General features: G+C 62.3%; 13 protein-coding genes, 1 tRNA gene and 1 pseudogene. 14 read left to right on the top strand and 1 reads right to left on the bottom strand.

All coding sequences use genetic code 11. The features are described 5' to 3' along the window. From tuf to rpoC, 10 genes and pseudogenes are all read left to right on the top strand, one after another. Window positions 1–138 (top strand): annotated as a pseudogene (tuf, locus tag ASC91_RS28760) (elongation factor Tu); the annotation flags it as partial. Window positions 139–153: 15 nt separating this feature from the next. Then, window positions 154–229: transfer RNA gene (locus ASC91_RS07895), tRNA-Trp, on the top strand. Between the two features lie 140 nt (window positions 230–369). Further along, complete coding sequence (gene secE, locus ASC91_RS07890; RefSeq protein ID WP_056194808.1) at window positions 370–756, top strand: preprotein translocase subunit SecE; 387 nt, start codon at window positions 370–372, stop codon at window positions 754–756. 15 nt (window positions 757–771) lie between these two features. Beyond that, window positions 772–1347, top strand: a complete 576-nt coding sequence (gene nusG, locus ASC91_RS07885; RefSeq protein WP_056194805.1) for a transcription termination/antitermination protein NusG — start codon at window positions 772–774, stop codon at window positions 1345–1347. 271 nt (window positions 1348–1618) lie between these two features. Then, window positions 1619–2056, top strand: coding sequence for a 50S ribosomal protein L11 (gene rplK / locus ASC91_RS07880; RefSeq protein WP_056194802.1), 438 nt, complete (start codon window positions 1619–1621; stop codon window positions 2054–2056). 1 nt (window position 2057) lies between these two features. Continuing rightward, the gene (rplA, locus tag ASC91_RS07875) at window positions 2058–2768 is read left to right on the top strand and encodes a 50S ribosomal protein L1 (RefSeq protein ID WP_056194799.1); all 711 of its coding nucleotides are present in this window, start codon (window positions 2058–2060) and stop codon (window positions 2766–2768) included. Between the two features lie 265 nt (window positions 2769–3033). Beyond that, window positions 3034–3570, top strand: a complete 537-nt coding sequence (rplJ, locus tag ASC91_RS07870; RefSeq protein ID WP_056194797.1) for a 50S ribosomal protein L10 — start codon at window positions 3034–3036, stop codon at window positions 3568–3570. 50 nt (window positions 3571–3620) lie between these two features. After that, entirely contained in the window at window positions 3621–4001 is a 381-nt protein-coding gene (gene rplL / locus ASC91_RS07865) for a 50S ribosomal protein L7/L12 (RefSeq protein ID WP_056194794.1), read from the top strand. Between the two features lie 334 nt (window positions 4002–4335). Further along, the gene (rpoB, locus tag ASC91_RS07860) at window positions 4336–8457 is read left to right on the top strand and encodes a DNA-directed RNA polymerase subunit beta (RefSeq protein ID WP_056194792.1); all 4122 of its coding nucleotides are present in this window, start codon (window positions 4336–4338) and stop codon (window positions 8455–8457) included. Between the two features lie 11 nt (window positions 8458–8468). After that, a complete protein-coding gene (gene rpoC, locus ASC91_RS07855) occupies window positions 8469–12686 on the top strand; it encodes a DNA-directed RNA polymerase subunit beta' (protein WP_056194789.1) in 4218 nt (1405 codons plus the stop codon). A 68-nt stretch (window positions 12687–12754) separates the two neighbouring features. On the opposite strand, the gene ASC91_RS07850 is transcribed toward rpoC, so the two are convergent. Beyond that, on the bottom strand, window positions 12755–13234 hold the full coding sequence (locus tag ASC91_RS07850; protein ID WP_056194786.1) for a putative toxin-antitoxin system toxin component, PIN family: 480 nt from the start codon (window positions 13232–13234) through the stop codon (window positions 12755–12757). Between the two features lie 160 nt (window positions 13235–13394). Here ASC91_RS07850 and rpsL point away from each other — a divergent pair, with 160 nt between their 5' ends. The 4 genes from rpsL to ASC91_RS07830 form a co-directional block, all read left to right on the top strand. Then, window positions 13395–13769 (top strand): 30S ribosomal protein S12, encoded by a 375-nt coding sequence (gene rpsL, locus ASC91_RS07845; RefSeq protein ID WP_056194784.1) that lies wholly within the window; start codon window positions 13395–13397, stop codon window positions 13767–13769. A gap of 155 nt (window positions 13770–13924) precedes the next feature. Continuing rightward, a complete protein-coding gene (gene rpsG / locus ASC91_RS07840) occupies window positions 13925–14395 on the top strand; it encodes a 30S ribosomal protein S7 (protein WP_056194782.1) in 471 nt (156 codons plus the stop codon). A 69-nt stretch (window positions 14396–14464) separates the two neighbouring features. Beyond that, window positions 14465–16567, top strand: a complete 2103-nt coding sequence (gene fusA, locus ASC91_RS07835) for an elongation factor G (RefSeq protein WP_056194779.1) — start codon at window positions 14465–14467, stop codon at window positions 16565–16567. 183 nt (window positions 16568–16750) lie between these two features. Beyond that, window positions 16751–16941 (top strand): GTP-binding protein (locus ASC91_RS07830; RefSeq protein WP_235531897.1); only part of this gene is annotated, 191 nt, incomplete at its 3' end.

Raw genomic sequence — 16941 nt, 5'->3', positions numbered from 1 at the left:
ATGGTCATGCCCGGCGACAACGTCGGCATCACCGTGAAGCTGATCGCGCCGATCGCGATGGAAACCGGCCTGCGCTTCGCCATCCGTGAAGGTGGTCGTACCGTCGGCTCGGGCGTCGTCGCCACGATCATCGCGTAAGTTTTTCAAGGCCACAGGGGCATAGCTCAATTGGCAGAGCGTCGGTCTCCAAAACCGAAGGTTGGGGGTTCGAGACCCTCTGCCCCTGCCAACAGTCGCTGATCACGACGGTTGGTTTCCTGGCAACAAGCATCGGCCCGCGAGAGAGATCTCGGCGGGCCTTGCTGCTGATGGCGACAAACCTTGGCAGCGTCTGACAGCCGCTTCAAAGCGGCGCGTGAAAGTGAAGTGATGGCGAATCCTCCCCAAGTCGAGACCGTGACCAGCGGCGCCGACAAGGCCAAGCTGGCCGTTGCGGTACTGCTGCTGATTGGCGCGCTGGCGGCCTACTACGGCCTGTCCAAGCAAGGCCCGCTGGCGCAGTGGGCCTCGCTGCTCGTGTTGTTGGCCGCCGGCGTGGCGGCTTTCTTTACGTCTGAACACGGCAAGGCGCTGATCGCCTACGGCCGCGACTCGACGCGTGAAGTCAAGAAGGTGGTCTGGCCGACCCGCAAGGAAGCGACCCAGATGACGGGCTATGTGTTTGCCTTCGTCGTCGTCATGGCGCTCTTCCTGTGGATGACGGACAAGACGTTGGAATGGGTGCTGTACGACCTGATCCTGGGCTGGAAGCGCTGATCGCAAGGAATCTTGATGTCTGAAGAACAAGTCGTCACGACCGAAGCCCSGACGGGCCTGCCCAAGCGCTGGTATGTCGTCCATGCCTACTCGGGCATGGAAAAGGCTGTCGAACGCAACCTGCGCGAGCGCATTGACCGCGCCGGCATGCAGGACAAGTTCGGCCGCATCCTGGTGCCAACCGAAGAAGTCGTCGAGCTGAAGAACGGCAAGAAAGCCGTCACCGAGCGCCGCTTCTTCCCGGGCTATGTGCTGGTGGAAATGGCGATGGACGACGAGTCCTGGCATCTGGTCAAGCACACGTCCAAGGTGACGGGCTTTGTGGGCGGCGCAAAGAACCGCCCGGCCCCGATCTCGGAGGCCGAGGTCATGAAGATCGTCAACCAGATGCAGGAAGGCGTCGAGAAGCCACGGCCCAAGGTCGAGTGGACGGTCGGCGAGGTCGTGCGCGTCAAGGAAGGCCCCTTCACCGACTTCAACGGCTCGGTCGAAGAGGTCAACTACGACAAGTCCAAGGTGCGTGTGTCGGTCACGATCTTCGGCCGCGCGACGCCGGTGGAACTGGACTTCTCGCAGGTCGAAAAAGTTTGACGACGCGTCGTCAAACTTTTCGCCGCTGCCCGCAGGGCTAAGGCAAAAGGTCCGACGCGCACCTCTGACGTCCAAGTGAAGGGCTGCATAGCCTGAAATTTGAGCAGCAGAGTAGAATCCTGGGTTCGGCCGGCGTCCCCTAACGTCGACCCGTGATCAGTCTGCAACGAGAGGCGGACAAGAGGAGCAAAGGTAAGGACTTCGGTCCGAGTCCGATGCGCTAGCACTCAGGTGTTCAGGCTTGCCGCCCGGGCACTGGATTGGAGAAAACATGGCAAAGAAGATTGTCGGCTTCATCAAGCTGCAAATTCCGGCCGGCAAGGCCAACCCTTCGCCCCCGGTGGGTCCCGCGCTTGGTCAGCGTGGCCTGAACATCATGGAATTCTGCAAGGCGTTCAACGCCCAGACTTCGGCTGGTGGCTTCGAGCCCGGCATGAAGCTGCCGGTGGTCATCACCGCGTTCGCAGACAAGAGCTTCACCTTCGTCATCAAGTCGCCCCCGGCGACCGTGTTGATCAAGAAGGCCGCGAAGATCGAGAAGGGCTCGCAGCGCCCCCACCTGGATAAGGTCGGCAAGCTGACCCGCGCCCAGTTGGAAGAGATCGCAACGATCAAGACCAAGGACCTGACGGCCGCCAGCATGGACGCCGCAGTCAAGACCATCGCCGGCTCCGCCCGCTCGATGGGCATCATCGTGGAAGGGGTCTGACATGGCCAAGCTCACCAAGAAGCAAAAGGCGCTGGCTGGCAAGGTCGAGTCGACCAAGCTGTACGCGCTGACCGAAGCCCTGGACCTGGTCAAGAGCCTGGCCTCGGCCAAGTTCGATGAATCTATCGACGTCGCCGTTCAGCTCGGCATCGATGCCAAGAAGTCGGACCAGGTCGTTCGTGGCGCCGTCGTGCTGCCCAACGGCACCGGCAAGACCAAGCGCGTCGCCGTGTTCGCCCAAGGTGCCAAGGCTGATGAAGCCCGCGCCGCCGGCGCCGACGTCGTCGGCATGGAAGACCTGGCCGAGCGCGTCAAGGCGGGCGACATGCCCTTCGACGTGGTCATCGCCTCGCCCGACACGATGCGTGTCGTCGGTACTCTGGGTCAGATCCTGGGCCCGCGCGGCCTGATGCCTAACCCCAAGGTTGGCACCGTGACCCCGGACGTCGCCACTGCCGTCAAGAACGCCAAGGCTGGCCAGGTCCAGTTCCGCGTCGACAAGGCCGGCATCATCCACGGCACCCTCGGCCGTCGCTCGTTCGACACCGACAAGCTGGAAGGCAACCTGCGCGCGCTGATCGAAGCTCTGAACAAGAGCAAGCCGGCGTCGAGCAAGGGCATCTACCTGCGCAAGGTCGCCGTGTCCTCGACGATGGGCGTCGGCGCCCGCGTCGAAATCGCGTCGATCAACGCTCAAGCCAACGCAGCTTGATGCACTGAATCTGCTCGGGGCGAGTCTGGCCCTGGGCAACAAGATTGGTGGGGCGCTGCTCCGGTTCGCCGGGGCGGCGCGTCATCCAAGACCGTTGGTGGAGACCCCTTAAATCTCGGCGCAAGTTGAGAACCAACGCAGATGGCGGTCCCGCTGAAGGGTTTGCTGCTCCGAGCCATCGGGGTGGGTTTCCTGACAGATGGTCGCTGAATCCCTGGCGCTCCCAAAGCCGCAAGGCCGAGAGAGCAAATGTGAGGAGTAGACCTTGAGTCTCAATCGCAACGAGAAGGCAGTCGTTGTCTCCGACGTCGCAGCGCAAGCTGCCAAGTCGCAGACGCTGGCGCTGGCCGAGTACCGTGGCCTCACCGTTGAAGCCTTGAACAAGCTGCGCGTCACCGCGCGCGCCCAAGGTGTGTATCTTCACGTACTGAAGAACACCCTGGCGCGTCGCGCTGTCGCCGGCACCCCGTTCGAGGCTGCTTCGGAGAGCATGGTCGGCCCGCTGATCTACGGCTTTTCGGAAGACGCTGTCGCGGCTGCCAAAGTCATCGCTGACTTTGCCAAGACCAACGACAAGCTCGTCATCAAGGGCGGTGCGTACGGTGGCAAGGCTCTGGACGTGAACGGCGTGAAGGCGCTGGCATCCGTCCCGAGCAAGGAAGTGCTGCTGTCGCAAATCGCAGGCCTGCTGCTGTCGCCGGTGCAACGCACCGCGGCCGTGCTGGCTGCCCTGGCTGCAAAGCGTGGCGAAGGCGCCGCTTCTACGGAAGCTGCCGCTGAAGAAGCCCCGGCTGCCGCCTGATCGACGAACTACGCGTTACACGCAATCAATCTGTTTTAAGGAAATTCATCATGGCATTCGATAAAGACGCTTTCCTGGCCTCGCTGGACAGCATGACCGTTCTGGAGCTGAACGATCTGGTCAAGGCAATTGAAGAGAAGTTCGGCGTGTCCGCCGCTTCGATGGCTGCTCCGGCCGCCGGTGGCGCCGGCGGCGGCGCCGCTGCTGCCGTTGAAGAGAAGACCGAGTTCAACGTCGTGCTGACCGAAGCCGGCGCGCAGAAGGTCTCCGTCATCAAGGCCGTCCGTGAAATCACGGGCCTGGGTCTGAAGGAAGCCAAGGACCTGGTCGACGGCGCTCCGAAGAACGTCAAGGAAGCCGTTTCCAAGGCCGACGGCGAAGCTGCAGTCAAGAAGCTGGTGGAAGCCGGCGCCAAGGCTGAGCTGAAGTAAGACTTTGGGGTGGGGCCTGTGCAGCAGGTCCGGCCCCACTGACTAGAAAAGGGGTTGCCTTTGGGCTTCCCCTTTTTTGTCTTTGCGGGTTAATCCTGCTTGAGAACAGGTGAAAGACCTCGCGCGGGTATGATGCGCGGTTCTTTCACGTGTTCTCTGATCCGACTGCAGAGAACCAGTTTGGTCGGACTTCGGTGCAATGCCGAAGTTGTCCGCCAGCGGTTGGTAGTGGCCAACCACCAAGCTAGGCAGCCGCCCGTTCTGGGTGAGTGAGCCAGCCAGTCGCCGACGCGGCTCGCCCCACGGCCAGGGGTGGGCTCGACACGGAGTGTTTATGGCGCAAGCAACCCCCTACAGCTATACCGAGCGCAAGCGGATCCGCAAGAGCTTCGGCAAGCGCGAGAGCGTTCTCAACGTTCCCTATCTGCTCACGATGCAGAAGGACAGCTACGTGGCCTTCCTGCAAAAGGACGTGCCCGCCGCCAAACGCAAGCCCGAAGGGCTGCAGGCGGCCTTCCTCTCGGCGTTCCCGATTGTTTCGCACAACGGTTTCGTCGAGATGAAGTTCCTCGAGTTCAACATCGCCAAGCCGCCGTTCGACACCCGTGAGTGCCAACAGCGTGGGTTGACCTATGCAGCCGCCGTGCGCGCGCGCCTGCAGATGATCATCTATGACCGTGAGAGCCCGCAGGCCAAGACGGTCAAGGAAATCAAGGAGCAAGAGGTCTACATGGGCGAAGTGCCCCTGATGACCGACTACGGTAGCTTCATCGTCAACGGTACCGAGCGCGTCATCGTGTCGCAGCTGCACCGCTCACCTGGCGTGTTCTTCGAGCACGACAAGGGCAAGACCCACAGTTCGGGCAAGCTGCTGTTCAGCGCTCGCATCATTCCTTACCGCGGCTCCTGGCTGGACTTCGAGTTCGACCCGAAGGACATCCTGTACTTCCGCGTTGACCGCCGCCGCAAGATGCCGGTCACCATCCTACTGAAGGCCATCGGCCTGAAGCCGGAACAGATCCTGGCCCACTTCTTCGTGTTCGACAACTTCCGCCTGATGGATGTTGGCGCGCAGCTCGAATTCGTTGCCGACCGCCTGAAGGGTGAAGTCGCCCGTTTCGACATCGTCGACAAGTCGGGTGCCGTCATCGTCGAGAAGGACAAGCGCATCACGGCCCGCCATGCGCGCCAGCTGGAGCAGTCCGGCACGCAGCACATCTCGGTGCCCGAGGACTTCCTGGTCGGCCGCGTGCTGGCCAAGAACATGATCGACGCCGATACCGGCGAGATCATCGCCAAGGCCAATGACGAACTGACCGACGCGCTGCTGAAGAAGCTGCGCCAGGCCGGCGTCAAGGAAATCCAGTGCCTGTTCACGAACGAGCTGGACGAAGGCGCCTACATCTCGCAGACGCTGGCGTCTGACGAGACCGAAACGCAGCTGGCCGCCCGCGTCGCCATCTACCGCATGATGCGCCCCGGCGAACCGCCGACGGAAGACGCCGTCGAAGCGCTGTTCAATCGCCTGTTCTACAGCACCGACACCTACGACCTGAGCCGTGTCGGCCGCATGAAGTTCAACGCGCGTGTCGGCCGTGACACGCCCGAAGGCAACATGAACCTGTCCAACGAGGACATCCTTGACGTCGTCAAGATCCTCGTCGAGCTGCGCAATGGCCGCGGCGAAGTGGACGACATCGACCACTTGGGCAATCGCCGCGTGCGTTGCGTGGGCGAACTGGCCGAAAACCAGTACCGCTCGGGCCTCGCCCGCATCGAGAAGGCCGTCAAGGAACGTCTGGGCCAGGCCGAGACCGAAGCCCTGATGCCGCACGACCTGATCAACTCCAAGCCGATCTCCGCGGCGCTGAAGGAGTTCTTCGGTGCGTCGCAGCTGTCGCAGTTCATGGACCAGACCAACCCGCTGTCGGAAATCACGCACAAGCGTCGTGTTTCCGCTCTTGGCCCGGGTGGTTTGACCCGCGAGCGCGCTGGCTTCGAAGTCCGCGACGTGCACCCGACCCACTACGGCCGCGTCTGCCCGATCGAAACGCCGGAAGGCCCGAACATCGGCCTGATCAACTCGCTGGCGCTGTTCGCTCAGCTCAACGAGTACGGTTTCCTGGAAACGCCGTATCGCCGCGTTGTTGACGGTCACGTCACCGACCAGATCGACTACCTGTCCGCCATCGAGGAAGGCAAGTACGTCATCGCCCAGGCGAATGCGACGCTGAACACGACCGGCGAGCTGACGGACGAGCTGGTCTCGGCCCGTGAGAACGGCGAGTCGGTGCTGACGTCTCCTGAGCGCATCCAGTACATGGACGTGGCGCCGACGCAGATCGTGTCGGTCGCGGCTTCGCTCGTGCCCTTCCTGGAGCACGATGATGCGAACCGCGCGCTGATGGGCGCCAACATGCAGCGCCAGGCTGTGCCGGTGCTGCGTCCCGAGAAGGCTTTCGTGGGTACGGGCGTCGAGCGCGTGGCTGCGAAGGACTCGGGCACGGTGGTCGCGGCTCGCCGCGGCGGCGTTGTCGATTACGTCGACACGAACCGCATCGTGATCCGCGTGAACGATGACGAGACCGTGGCCGGTGAGGTCGGTGTCGACATCTACAACCTGATCAAGTACCAGCGTTCCAACCAGAACACCAACATCCACCAGCGCCCGATCGTGCGCCGTGGCGACAAGGTGGCAGCCGAGGACATCATTGCCGACGGCGCGTCCACCGACATCGGTGAGCTGGCCCTGGGCCAGAACATGCTGGTCGCGTTCATGCCCTGGAACGGCTACAACTTCGAAGACTCGATCCTGATCTCCGAACGCGTCATTGCCGAAGACCGCTACACCTCGATCCATATCGAGGAACTGGTCGTCAACGCGCGTGACACCAAGCTGGGCGCCGAGGAAATCACCCGCGACATCCCGAATCTGTCGGAGCAACAACTCGGCCGTCTGGACGAGTCGGGCATCGTCTACGTCGGTGCCGAGGTGAACCCTGGCGACGTGCTGGTCGGCAAGGTCACGCCCAAGGGCGAGACGACGCTGACGCCGGAAGAGAAGCTGCTTCGCGCCATCTTCGGCGAGAAGGCTTCGGACGTGAAGGACACGTCGCTGCGTGTCGACCAAGGCACCAACGGCACCGTCATCGACGTGCAGGTCTTCACCCGTGAAGGCATCCAGCGCGACAAGCGCGCCCAGCAGATCATCGACGACGAGCTCAAGCGCTACCGCTTGGACCTGAACGACCAGCTGCGCATCGTCGAGAGCGACGCCTTCGACCGTATCGAGAAGCTGCTCGTCGGCAAGCTCGCCAACGGCGGCCCGCAGAAGATCGCCAAGGGCACGGCCATCGACAAGGAATACCTGGCCTCGGTCGAGAAGTTCCATTGGTTCGACATCCGTCCCGCCGAGGAAGACATCGCCAACCAGCTCGAGTCGATCAAGAACTCGCTCGACCAGACTCGCCACAGCTTCGACCTGGCTTTTGAAGAAAAGCGCAAGAAGCTGACGCAGGGCGACGAGCTGCCCGCTGGCGTGCTGAAGATGGTCAAGGTCTACCTGGCCGTCAAGCGCCGCCTGCAGCCTGGCGACAAGATGGCCGGCCGTCACGGCAACAAGGGTGTGGTGTCCAAGGTCACCCCGATCGAAGACATGCCCTACATGGCCGACGGCACGCCTGCCGACATCGTGCTGAATCCGCTGGGCGTGCCCTCGCGGATGAACGTGGGTCAGGTTCTCGAAGTGCATCTGGGCTGGGCCGGCAAGGGCATCGGCCAGCGCATCGGCGACATGCTGCAGCAGCACACCAAGGTTGCCGAGCTGCGCAAGCTGTTCGACCAGCTCTACAACCAGAGCGGTGGCAAGACGGAACGCATCGAAGACCTGACGGACGACGAAGTGCTGGAGATGGCCGCGAACCTCGCCAAGGGCGTGCCCTTCGCGACGCCGGTCTTCGATGGTGCCAAGGAAGAAGAAATCCGCGGCATGCTCAAGCTGGCGTACCCGGACGACATTGCCGCCAAGAAGGGCCTGACCGCTACGCGCACCCAGGCCTGGCTGTGCGACGGCCGCACCGGCGAGCAGTTCGAGCGCCCGGTCACCGTCGGCTACATGCACGTGCTGAAGCTGCACCACCTGGTGGACGACAAGATGCACGCCCGTTCGACTGGCCCGTACTCGCTCGTCACGCAGCAACCGCTGGGCGGCAAGGCGCAGTTCGGCGGCCAGCGTTTCGGCGAAATGGAAGTCTGGGCGCTTGAAGCCTATGGCGCCTCCTACATCCTGCAGGAAATGCTGACGGTCAAGTCCGATGACGTGAACGGGCGCACCAAGGTGTACGAGTCCATCGTCAAGGGCGAACACGCCATCGAAGCCGGCATGCCGGAATCCTTCAATGTTCTGGTCAAGGAAATCCGTTCCCTTGGCATCGACATTGAACTGGTCAAGAACTAAGGAGCAGATGCATGAAGGGACTACTCGACCTATTCAAGCAATTCACCCCCGATGAGCATTTCGATGCCATCCAGATCGGCCTGGCTTCTCCGGAGAAGATCCGCAGCTGGTCGTTCGGCGAGGTGAAGAAGCCCGAGACCATCAACTACCGCACCTTCAAGCCGGAACGCGACGGCCTGTTCTGCGCCAAGATCTTTGGCCCGATCAAGGACTACGAGTGCCTGTGCGGCAAGTACAAGCGCCTGAAGCACCGCGGCGTCATCTGCGAGAAGTGCGGCGTTGAAGTCACCCAGACCAAGGTCCGTCGTGACCGCATGGGCCACATCGACCTGGCCGCGCCCTGCGCGCACATCTGGTTCCTGAAGAGCCTGCCGTCGCGTCTGGGCCTGGTGCTCGACATGACGCTGCGCGACATCGAACGCGTGCTGTACTTCGAAGCGTATGTGGTCGTCGACCCGGGTATGACCCCGCTGAAGAAGTTCTCGATCATGAGCGAGGACGACTACGACGCCAAGCGCATCGAATTCGGCGACGAGTTCATCGCGCTGATGGGCGCCGAGGGCATCAAGAACCTGCTGCAGGAAATGGATCTCGACATCGAGATCGATCGCCTGCGCAACGACATGACCGGCTCCGAGCTCAAGGTCAAGAAGAACTCCAAGCGCTTGAAGGTCATGGAGGCCTTCAAGAAGTCCGGCATCAAGCCGAACTGGATGGTGCTGGACGTGCTGCCCGTGCTGCCGCCGGACCTGCGTCCGTTGGTGCCGCTGGACGGCGGCCGCTTCGCGACTTCCGATTTGAACGACCTTTACCGTCGTGTCATCAACCGCAATAACCGCCTGGCCCGCCTGCTCGAGCTGAAGGCCCCTGAAATCATCGTGCGCAACGAAAAGCGCATGTTGCAGGAAGCCGTTGACTCGCTGCTGGACAACGGTCGCCGCGGCAAGGCGATGACCGGCGCGAACAAGCGTGCCCTCAAGTCGCTGGCCGACATGATCAAGGGCAAGAGCGGTCGCTTCCGGCAGAACTTGCTGGGCAAGCGCGTCGACTACTCGGGCCGTTCGGTCATCGTGGTGGGCCCGACGCTCAAGCTGCACCAGTGCGGCCTGCCCAAGCTGATGGCGCTTGAACTCTTCAAGCCCTTCATCTTCAGCCGTCTCGAAGCCATGGGCATCGCGACGACGATCAAGGCTGCCAAGAAGGAAGTCGAATCCGGCACGCCGGTGGTCTGGGACATCCTCGAAGAAGTCATCAAGGAGCACCCGGTCCTGCTGAACCGTGCCCCGACGCTGCACCGCCTCGGTATCCAGGCTTTCGAGCCCGTGCTGATTGAAGGCAAGGCCATCCAGCTGCACCCCCTCGTCTGCTCGGCCTTCAACGCCGACTTCGACGGTGACCAGATGGCCGTCCACGTGCCGCTGTCGATCGAAGCGCAGATGGAAGCCCGCACGCTGATGCTGGCCTCCAACAACGTGCTGTTCCCGGCTTCCGGCGAACCATCGATCGTGCCGTCGCAAGACGTGGTGCTGGGTCTGTACTACGCGACTCGCGAACGCACCAACGGCAAGGGCGAGGGCATGATCTTCTCGGACATTCCCGAGATGATCCGTGCGCTGGAAAACGGTGCCGTCGAGATCACCGCCAAGATCAGCGTGCGTCTGGTCGAGTGGACCAAGGACAAGGACACGGGCGAGTTCGTGGCCGAGACCAAGCTAACGGACACCACCGTCGGCCGTGCTTTGCTGTCCGAGATCCTGCCCAAGGGCCTGCCGTTCTCGAACATCAACAAGGCACTCAAGAAGAAGGAAATCAGCAAGCTGATCAACACCTCCTTCCGCAAGTGCGGCCTGAAGGAAACCGTCGTGCTGGCCGACAAGCTGCTGCAAAGCGGCTTCAAGCTCGCCACGCGCGCCGGTATCTCCATCGCCATCGACGACATGCTGGTGCCCGCTCAGAAGCACACGCTGATCGAGCGCGCCGAGAAGGAAGTCAAGGAGATCGAGCAGCAGTACGTCTCGGGTCTCGTGACGGCCGGCGAGCGCTACAACAAGGTCGTGGACATCTGGGGCAAGGCCGGCGACGAAATCGGCAAGAAAATGATGGACCACCTCAAGGTCGAGAAGACCGTGGACCGTCATGGCAAGACCGTCGACCAGGAGTCCTTCAACTCGATCTACATGATGGCCGACTCGGGTGCCCGCGGTAGCGCGGCCCAGATCCGCCAGTTGGCTGGCATGCGCGGCCTGATGGCCAAGCCGGACGGCTCCATCATCGAGACCCCCATCACGGCGAACTTCCGTGAAGGCCTGAACGTGTTGCAGTACTTCATCTCCACCCACGGTGCTCGTAAGGGCCTGGCGGACACGGCGCTGAAGACCGCGAACTCCGGCTACCTGACGCGTCGCCTGGTCGACGTGACCCAGGATCTGGTGGTCATCGAGAATGACTGCGGCACCGACAACGGCATGGCGATGCGTGCCTTGGTCGAAGGTGGTGAAGTCATCGAATCGCTGCGTGACCGCGTCCTCGGCCGCGTCACCGCGATCGATGTTGTGCACCCCGAGACCCAGATTTCGCTGCTGGGTGCCAGCCACATGCTGGACGAAGACACGCTGGACGTGCTGGAAGCCGCTGGTGTCGACGAAATCAAGGTCCGCACGCCGCTGACCTGCGCCACACGTTTTGGCCTTTGCGCCAAGTGCTATGGCCGCGACCTCGGCCGCGGTGGCCTGGTGAACGTCGGTGAAGCTGTCGGCGTCATTGCCGCGCAGTCCATCGGCGAACCCGGTACGCAGCTGACGATGCGGACCTTCCACATCGGCGGTGCGGCGTCGCGTGCAGCGGTGGCCTCCAGCGTCGAAGCCAAGTCGGACGGCATCATCGGCTTCAACGCCACGATGCGCTACGTCACCAACGGCAAGGGCGAACTGGTGGTGATTTCCCGCTCCGGCGAGATCGTCATTTCCGACCCGCACGGCCGCGAGCGTGAGCGTCACAAGGTGCCGTACGGCGCGATCCTGAACATCAAGGCCAGCCAGACTATCAAGGCCGGTGTGGTGCTCGCGAACTGGGACCCGCTGACCCGTCCGATCATCACGGAATTCGCCGGCAAGGCAAAGTTCGAGAACGTCGAGGAAGGCGTGACCGTCGCCAAGCAGGTGGACGAGGTGACCGGTCTGTCGACCCTGGTCGTCATCGACCCGAAGCGCCGCGGTGCGGCCAAGGTGATCCGCCCGCAGGTCAAGCTGTTGGACGCTGGTGGCCACGAAGTCAAGATCCCGGGTACCGATCACTCGGTGGCCATCGGCTTCCAGGTCGGCTCGCTGATCCAGATCCGCGACGGCCAGGAGCTGCTGCCCGGTGAAGTGCTCGCCCGTATCCCGGTCGAAGGCCAGAAGACCCGTGACATTACCGGCGGTCTGCCGCGTGTGGCGGAGTTGTTCGAAGCGCGAAGCCCGAAGGATGTCGGTGTGCTCGCTGAGCAGACCGGTACCGTGTCGTTCGGTAAGGAGACTAAGGGCAAGATTCGCCTGCAGATCACCGACCCGGACGGCAAGGCCCACGAGGAACTCGTGCCCAAGGAAAAGAACATCCTGGTGCACGAAGGCCAGGTGGTCAACCGCGGCGAGCTGATCGTCGACGGCGCAGCGGATCCGCAGGACATCCTGCGCCTGCTGGGCATCGAGGAACTGGCGCGCTACATCGTCGACGAAGTGCAGGACGTCTACCGTCTGCAGGGCGTGAAGATCAACGACAAGCACATCGAGGTGATCGTTCGCCAGATGCTGCGTCGCGTGATGATTACCAACCCGGGCGATTCGACCTACATCCTCAACGAGCAGGTCGAGCGCTCGGAGCTGCTGGATACCAACGACCGATTGCGCAAGGAAGGCAAGATGATTGCCATCCACGCGGACGTGCTGCTGGGTATCACCAAGGCCTCGCTGTCGACCGATTCGTTCATCTCGGCCGCTTCCTTCCAGGAAACGACCCGCGTGCTCACCGAGGCTGCCATCATGGGCAAGCGCGACGAGCTGCGTGGCCTGAAGGAAAACGTCATCGTCGGGCGTTTGATCCCCGCGGGCACCGGCATGGCCTTCCACGAGGCGCGCCGCGTCAAGGAAGCCATGGACGACGCCGAGCGCCGTGCCATCGCGCTGCAGGAGGCCGAGGAATTGGCCGCTGCACAGATGGCTGGCGTGGACGCTGGCGACAGCTCGGCTGAATAAGCCCCGAGGGTTCTACCCTCCGAAGCCGCCCGCGGTTCAAGCTGCGGGCGGCTTTTTATTTGGTGGGCTCATTCGAGCGACCAGCGTTCCGGCGTCACGATGAGCAGCCCGCGCGGCCGGGCGCGCTTGGCCAGCGCCAGCACGGCCTTGTCGCGTGAGATCAGCCAGCGCGCCCGGCTCGAGAGTGCCAGATCAATGAATTTCTGGTCGTCGGGGTCGCGGCAGACCAAGCGCGAGGCCAGGGGCTGGGGCTCGATGGTCTCGACCGGCTGCGCGTGGGCGTCGAACTGTGCCTCGATGAAGACCAGATCTGGCGCATAGCTCGCCGCGACGCCGCGACCCAGCACATGTCGGATCTCATCGCGCATGGGTGGCGCTACCAGCCAGCGCAACGTGCCCGAAGTGACCGCGGTGATCAAAGCCTGAATGCGTGAGTCGCGGAACACCAGCCAGTCCATCACGACCTGGGTGTCGATGACGATGGCCGGCTTGTCTGCAGCGGAAGACGGGAAGCTGGGTAAGGCGGCGGGCGGGGTGGAGGCGGCCATGTCGTCAGCTTACAGGGCATGGCGCATGCATCCGGGCAGACCCTTGTGCCGAATTCCCCGCCGGTCTACAATCCTCGGCTCTTTGCCTTTTGGGCGGCGCATTGCTGCGTGCCTAAAAATCAGCGAAGGCTCACAGACTTCAAACGGGAACAAGTCGTTTATGCCAACCATCAATCAACTGGTGCGCCACGGTCGAGAGGCCGAGGTCACCAAATCCAAGTCGCCTGCGATGCAGAATTGCCCGCAGCGCCGCGGTGTCTGCACCCGCGTCTATACCACCACGCCCAAGAAGCCGAACTCGGCTCTGCGTAAGGTCGCCAAGGTGCGTCTGACCAACGGTTTCGAGGTCATCTCGTACATCGGCGGTGAAGGCCACAACCTGCAAGAACACAGCGTTGTGCTCGTGCGCGGCGGCCGTGTGAAAGACTTGCCCGGCGTTCGTTACCACATCGTCCGTGGTTCGCTCGACCTGCAAGGCGTCAAGGATCGCAAGCAATCGCGTTCCAAGTACGGCGCGAAGCGTCCGAAGAAGTAAATCGTTTGTTCGGCTCAGTCAGCATTGACTGAACCAACGTTGTTGCGGCTGCTGAAATGTCAGTCAGCCGAGTAAGTGGATAACCCCAGATGTCGGTGGTTGTCCAACGGAGTCCGGCAAACGCCACCTCCAACTGAAGCAGAAGGAAGAATCCCATGCCACGTCGTCGCGAAGTACCCAAGCGCGAAATCCTGCCGGACCCCAAGTTCGGCTCCGTCGATCTGTCCAAGTTCATGAACGTCATCATGGAATCGGGCAAGAAGGCCGTCGCTGAGCGCATCATTTACGGTGCCCTGGAGCAGGTCGAGAAGAAGATCGGCAAGGATCCGCTGGAAGTGTTCATGGTCGCCCTGAACAACGTGAAGCCCATGGTCGAAGTGAAGTCCCGCCGTGTCGGCGGTGCGAACTACCAAGTTCCCGTGGAAGTTCGCCCCGTCCGCCGGATGGCTCTGGCCATGCGTTGGTTGAAGGAATCCGCTCGCAAGCGCGGTGAGAAGTCGATGGCCCAGCGCCTGGCCAATGAACTGCTGGAGGCCGCTGAAGGCCGTGGCGGCGCGATGAAGAAGCGCGACGAAGTTCACCGCATGGCTGAAGCCAACAAGGCTTTCTCGCACTTCCGCTTCTAAACTCACTGTCTTTCAGCCGCCTCGGGTTTCTACCAACCCGCTGGCGGCTCCTGTCTTCTGGAGCAAACCATGGCCCGCAAAACCCCCATCGAGCGCTACCGCAACATCGGTATCTCTGCGCACATCGATGCCGGCAAGACCACCACGACCGAGCGCATCCTTTACTACACCGGCGTGAACCACAAGATCGGTGAGGTGCATGACGGCGCCGCCACGATGGACTGGATGGAGCAAGAGCAAGAGCGTGGCATCACGATCACCTCTGCTGCCACGACCTGCTTCTGGAAGGGCATGGACCTGGCTCGACCCGAGCACCGCATCAACATCATCGACACCCCCGGGCACGTCGACTTCACGATTGAAGTCGAGCGCTCGATGCGCGTGCTGGACGGTGCCTGCATGGTCTATTGCGCCGTCGGTGGTGTGCAGCCCCAGTCGGAAACCGTCTGGCGCCAGGCCAACAAGTACAAGGTGCCCCGCCTCGCGTTCGTCAACAAGATGGACCGCACCGGCGCGAACTTCTTCAAGGTCTACGACCAGATGAAGCTGCGTCTCAAGGCTAATCCGGTGCCCGTCGTCATCCCCATCGGCGCCGAAGACAAGTTCACCGGCGTGATCGACCTCATCAAGATGAAGGCGATCATCTGGGACGAAGCCTCGCAAGGCATGAAGTTCAACTACGAAGACATCCCGGCTGACCTGCAGGCCGAGGCCGTCAAGTGGCGCGAAAACCTCATCGAAGCCGCCGCTGAGTCCAGCGAAGAGCTGATGAACAAGTACCTGGAGTCGGGTGATCTGGACGAAGAGGAAATCGTCTCTGCCATCCGCAAGCGCACGATCGCCGCTGAAATCCAGCCGATGTTCTGCGGCACCGCCTTCAAGAACAAGGGCGTGCAGCGCATGCTCGACGGCATCATCGATTTCATGCCCTCGCCGGCTGACATCCCGCCGGTGCCTGGCACCGACGATGACGACAAGCCGGTCGTGCGCCAACGTATCGACGAAGAGAAGTTCGCTGCGCTGGCCTTCAAGCTGATGACCGACCCCTACGTCGGCCAGCTGACCTTCGTGCGCGTCTACTCGGGCGTGCTGAAGTCGGGCGACTCGGTCTACAACCCGATCCGCGGCAAGAAGGAACGCATCGGCCGGATCCTGCAGATGCACGCCAACCAGCGTGAAGAAATCTCGGAAATTCTGGCCGGCGACATCGCCGCCTGCGTGGGCTTGAAGGACGTCACCACGGGCGAAACCCTGTGCGACCCGGACAGCATCATCACGCTGGAAAAGATGGTCTTCCCTGAGCCCGTGATCTCGCAGGCCGTCGAGCCCAAGACCAAGGCCGACCAGGAAAAGATGGGTATCGCCCTGGGCCGCCTGGCCAAGGAAGACCCGTCCTTCCGTCTGCGCACCGATGAAGAGTCGGGCCAGACCATCATCTCCGGCATGGGCGAGCTCCACCTGGAAATCATCGTCGACCGCATGAAGCGCGAGTTCGGCGTGGAAGCCAACGTCGGCAAGCCGCAAGTGGCCTACCGCGAAACCATCCGCAAGACGGCTTCGGACGTCGAAGGCAAGTTCGTGCGCCAATCCGGGGGCAAGGGCCAGTACGGCCACGTCGTGCTGACCGTCGAGCCGCAGGAAGCTGGCAAGGGCTTCGAGTTCGTCGACGCCATCAAGGGCGGCGTGGTGCCGCGCGAATACATCCCCGCGGTCGAAAAGGGTGTTATCGACTCCCTGCCGAACGGCGTGCTGGCTGGCTTCCCGGTTGTGGACGTCAAGGTCACGCTGACCTTCGGTTCGTACCATGATGTCGACTCGAACGAAAACGCGTTCAAGATGGCTGCGTCCCTGGGCTTCAAGGAAGGCTGCCGCAGGGCTTCGCCGGTGATCCTGGAGCCGATGATGGCCGTGGAAGTCGAGACGCCTGAAGACTATGCCGGCAACGTGATGGGCGATCTGTCCAGCCGCCGCGGCATGGTGCAGGGCATGGACGACATGGTCGGTGGCGGCAAGGCCATCAAGGCCGAAGTCCCGCTGTCGGAAATGTTCGGCTACTCGACGACCCTGCGCTCGATGTCGCAAGGCCGTGCCACGTACACGATGGAGTTCAAGCACTACAGCGAAGCTCCGAAGAACGTGGCCGACGCCATCATTACCGCTCGCGGAAAGTAATGGTCTGGGGTTGGACCTGCGTAGCAGCTCCGACTCCACTGATTCAGAAGCCGGCGCGAGCCTGAGGCTTGCGCCGCCGTCTTCTCGTGGATCGCCCTGGGTTGCCAGTCACCAGGGATTTCCGGTTCACGAGGAAACGCAAAACCAACCGACTGGCAATGCTCTTTCTCTGGAGTCAAGAAAATGGCAAAAGGCAAGTTTGAACGGACCAAGCCGCACGTGAACGTGGGCACGATTGGTCACGTTGACCACGGCAAGACCACGCTGACCGCGGCAATCGCGACCGTGCTGTCCAAGAAGTTCGGCGGCGAGGCCAAGGCCTACGACCAGATCGACGCAGCGCCTGAAGAAAAGGCCCGCGGCATCACGATCAA

The sequence above is a fragment of the Pelomonas sp. Root1237 genome (genome assembly GCF_001425055.1).
Classification (GTDB): domain Bacteria; phylum Pseudomonadota; class Gammaproteobacteria; order Burkholderiales; family Burkholderiaceae_C; genus Pelomonas.
Note: the sequence above shows the minus strand (reverse complement) of the source record. Positions and strands in the feature narration are given on the sequence as shown.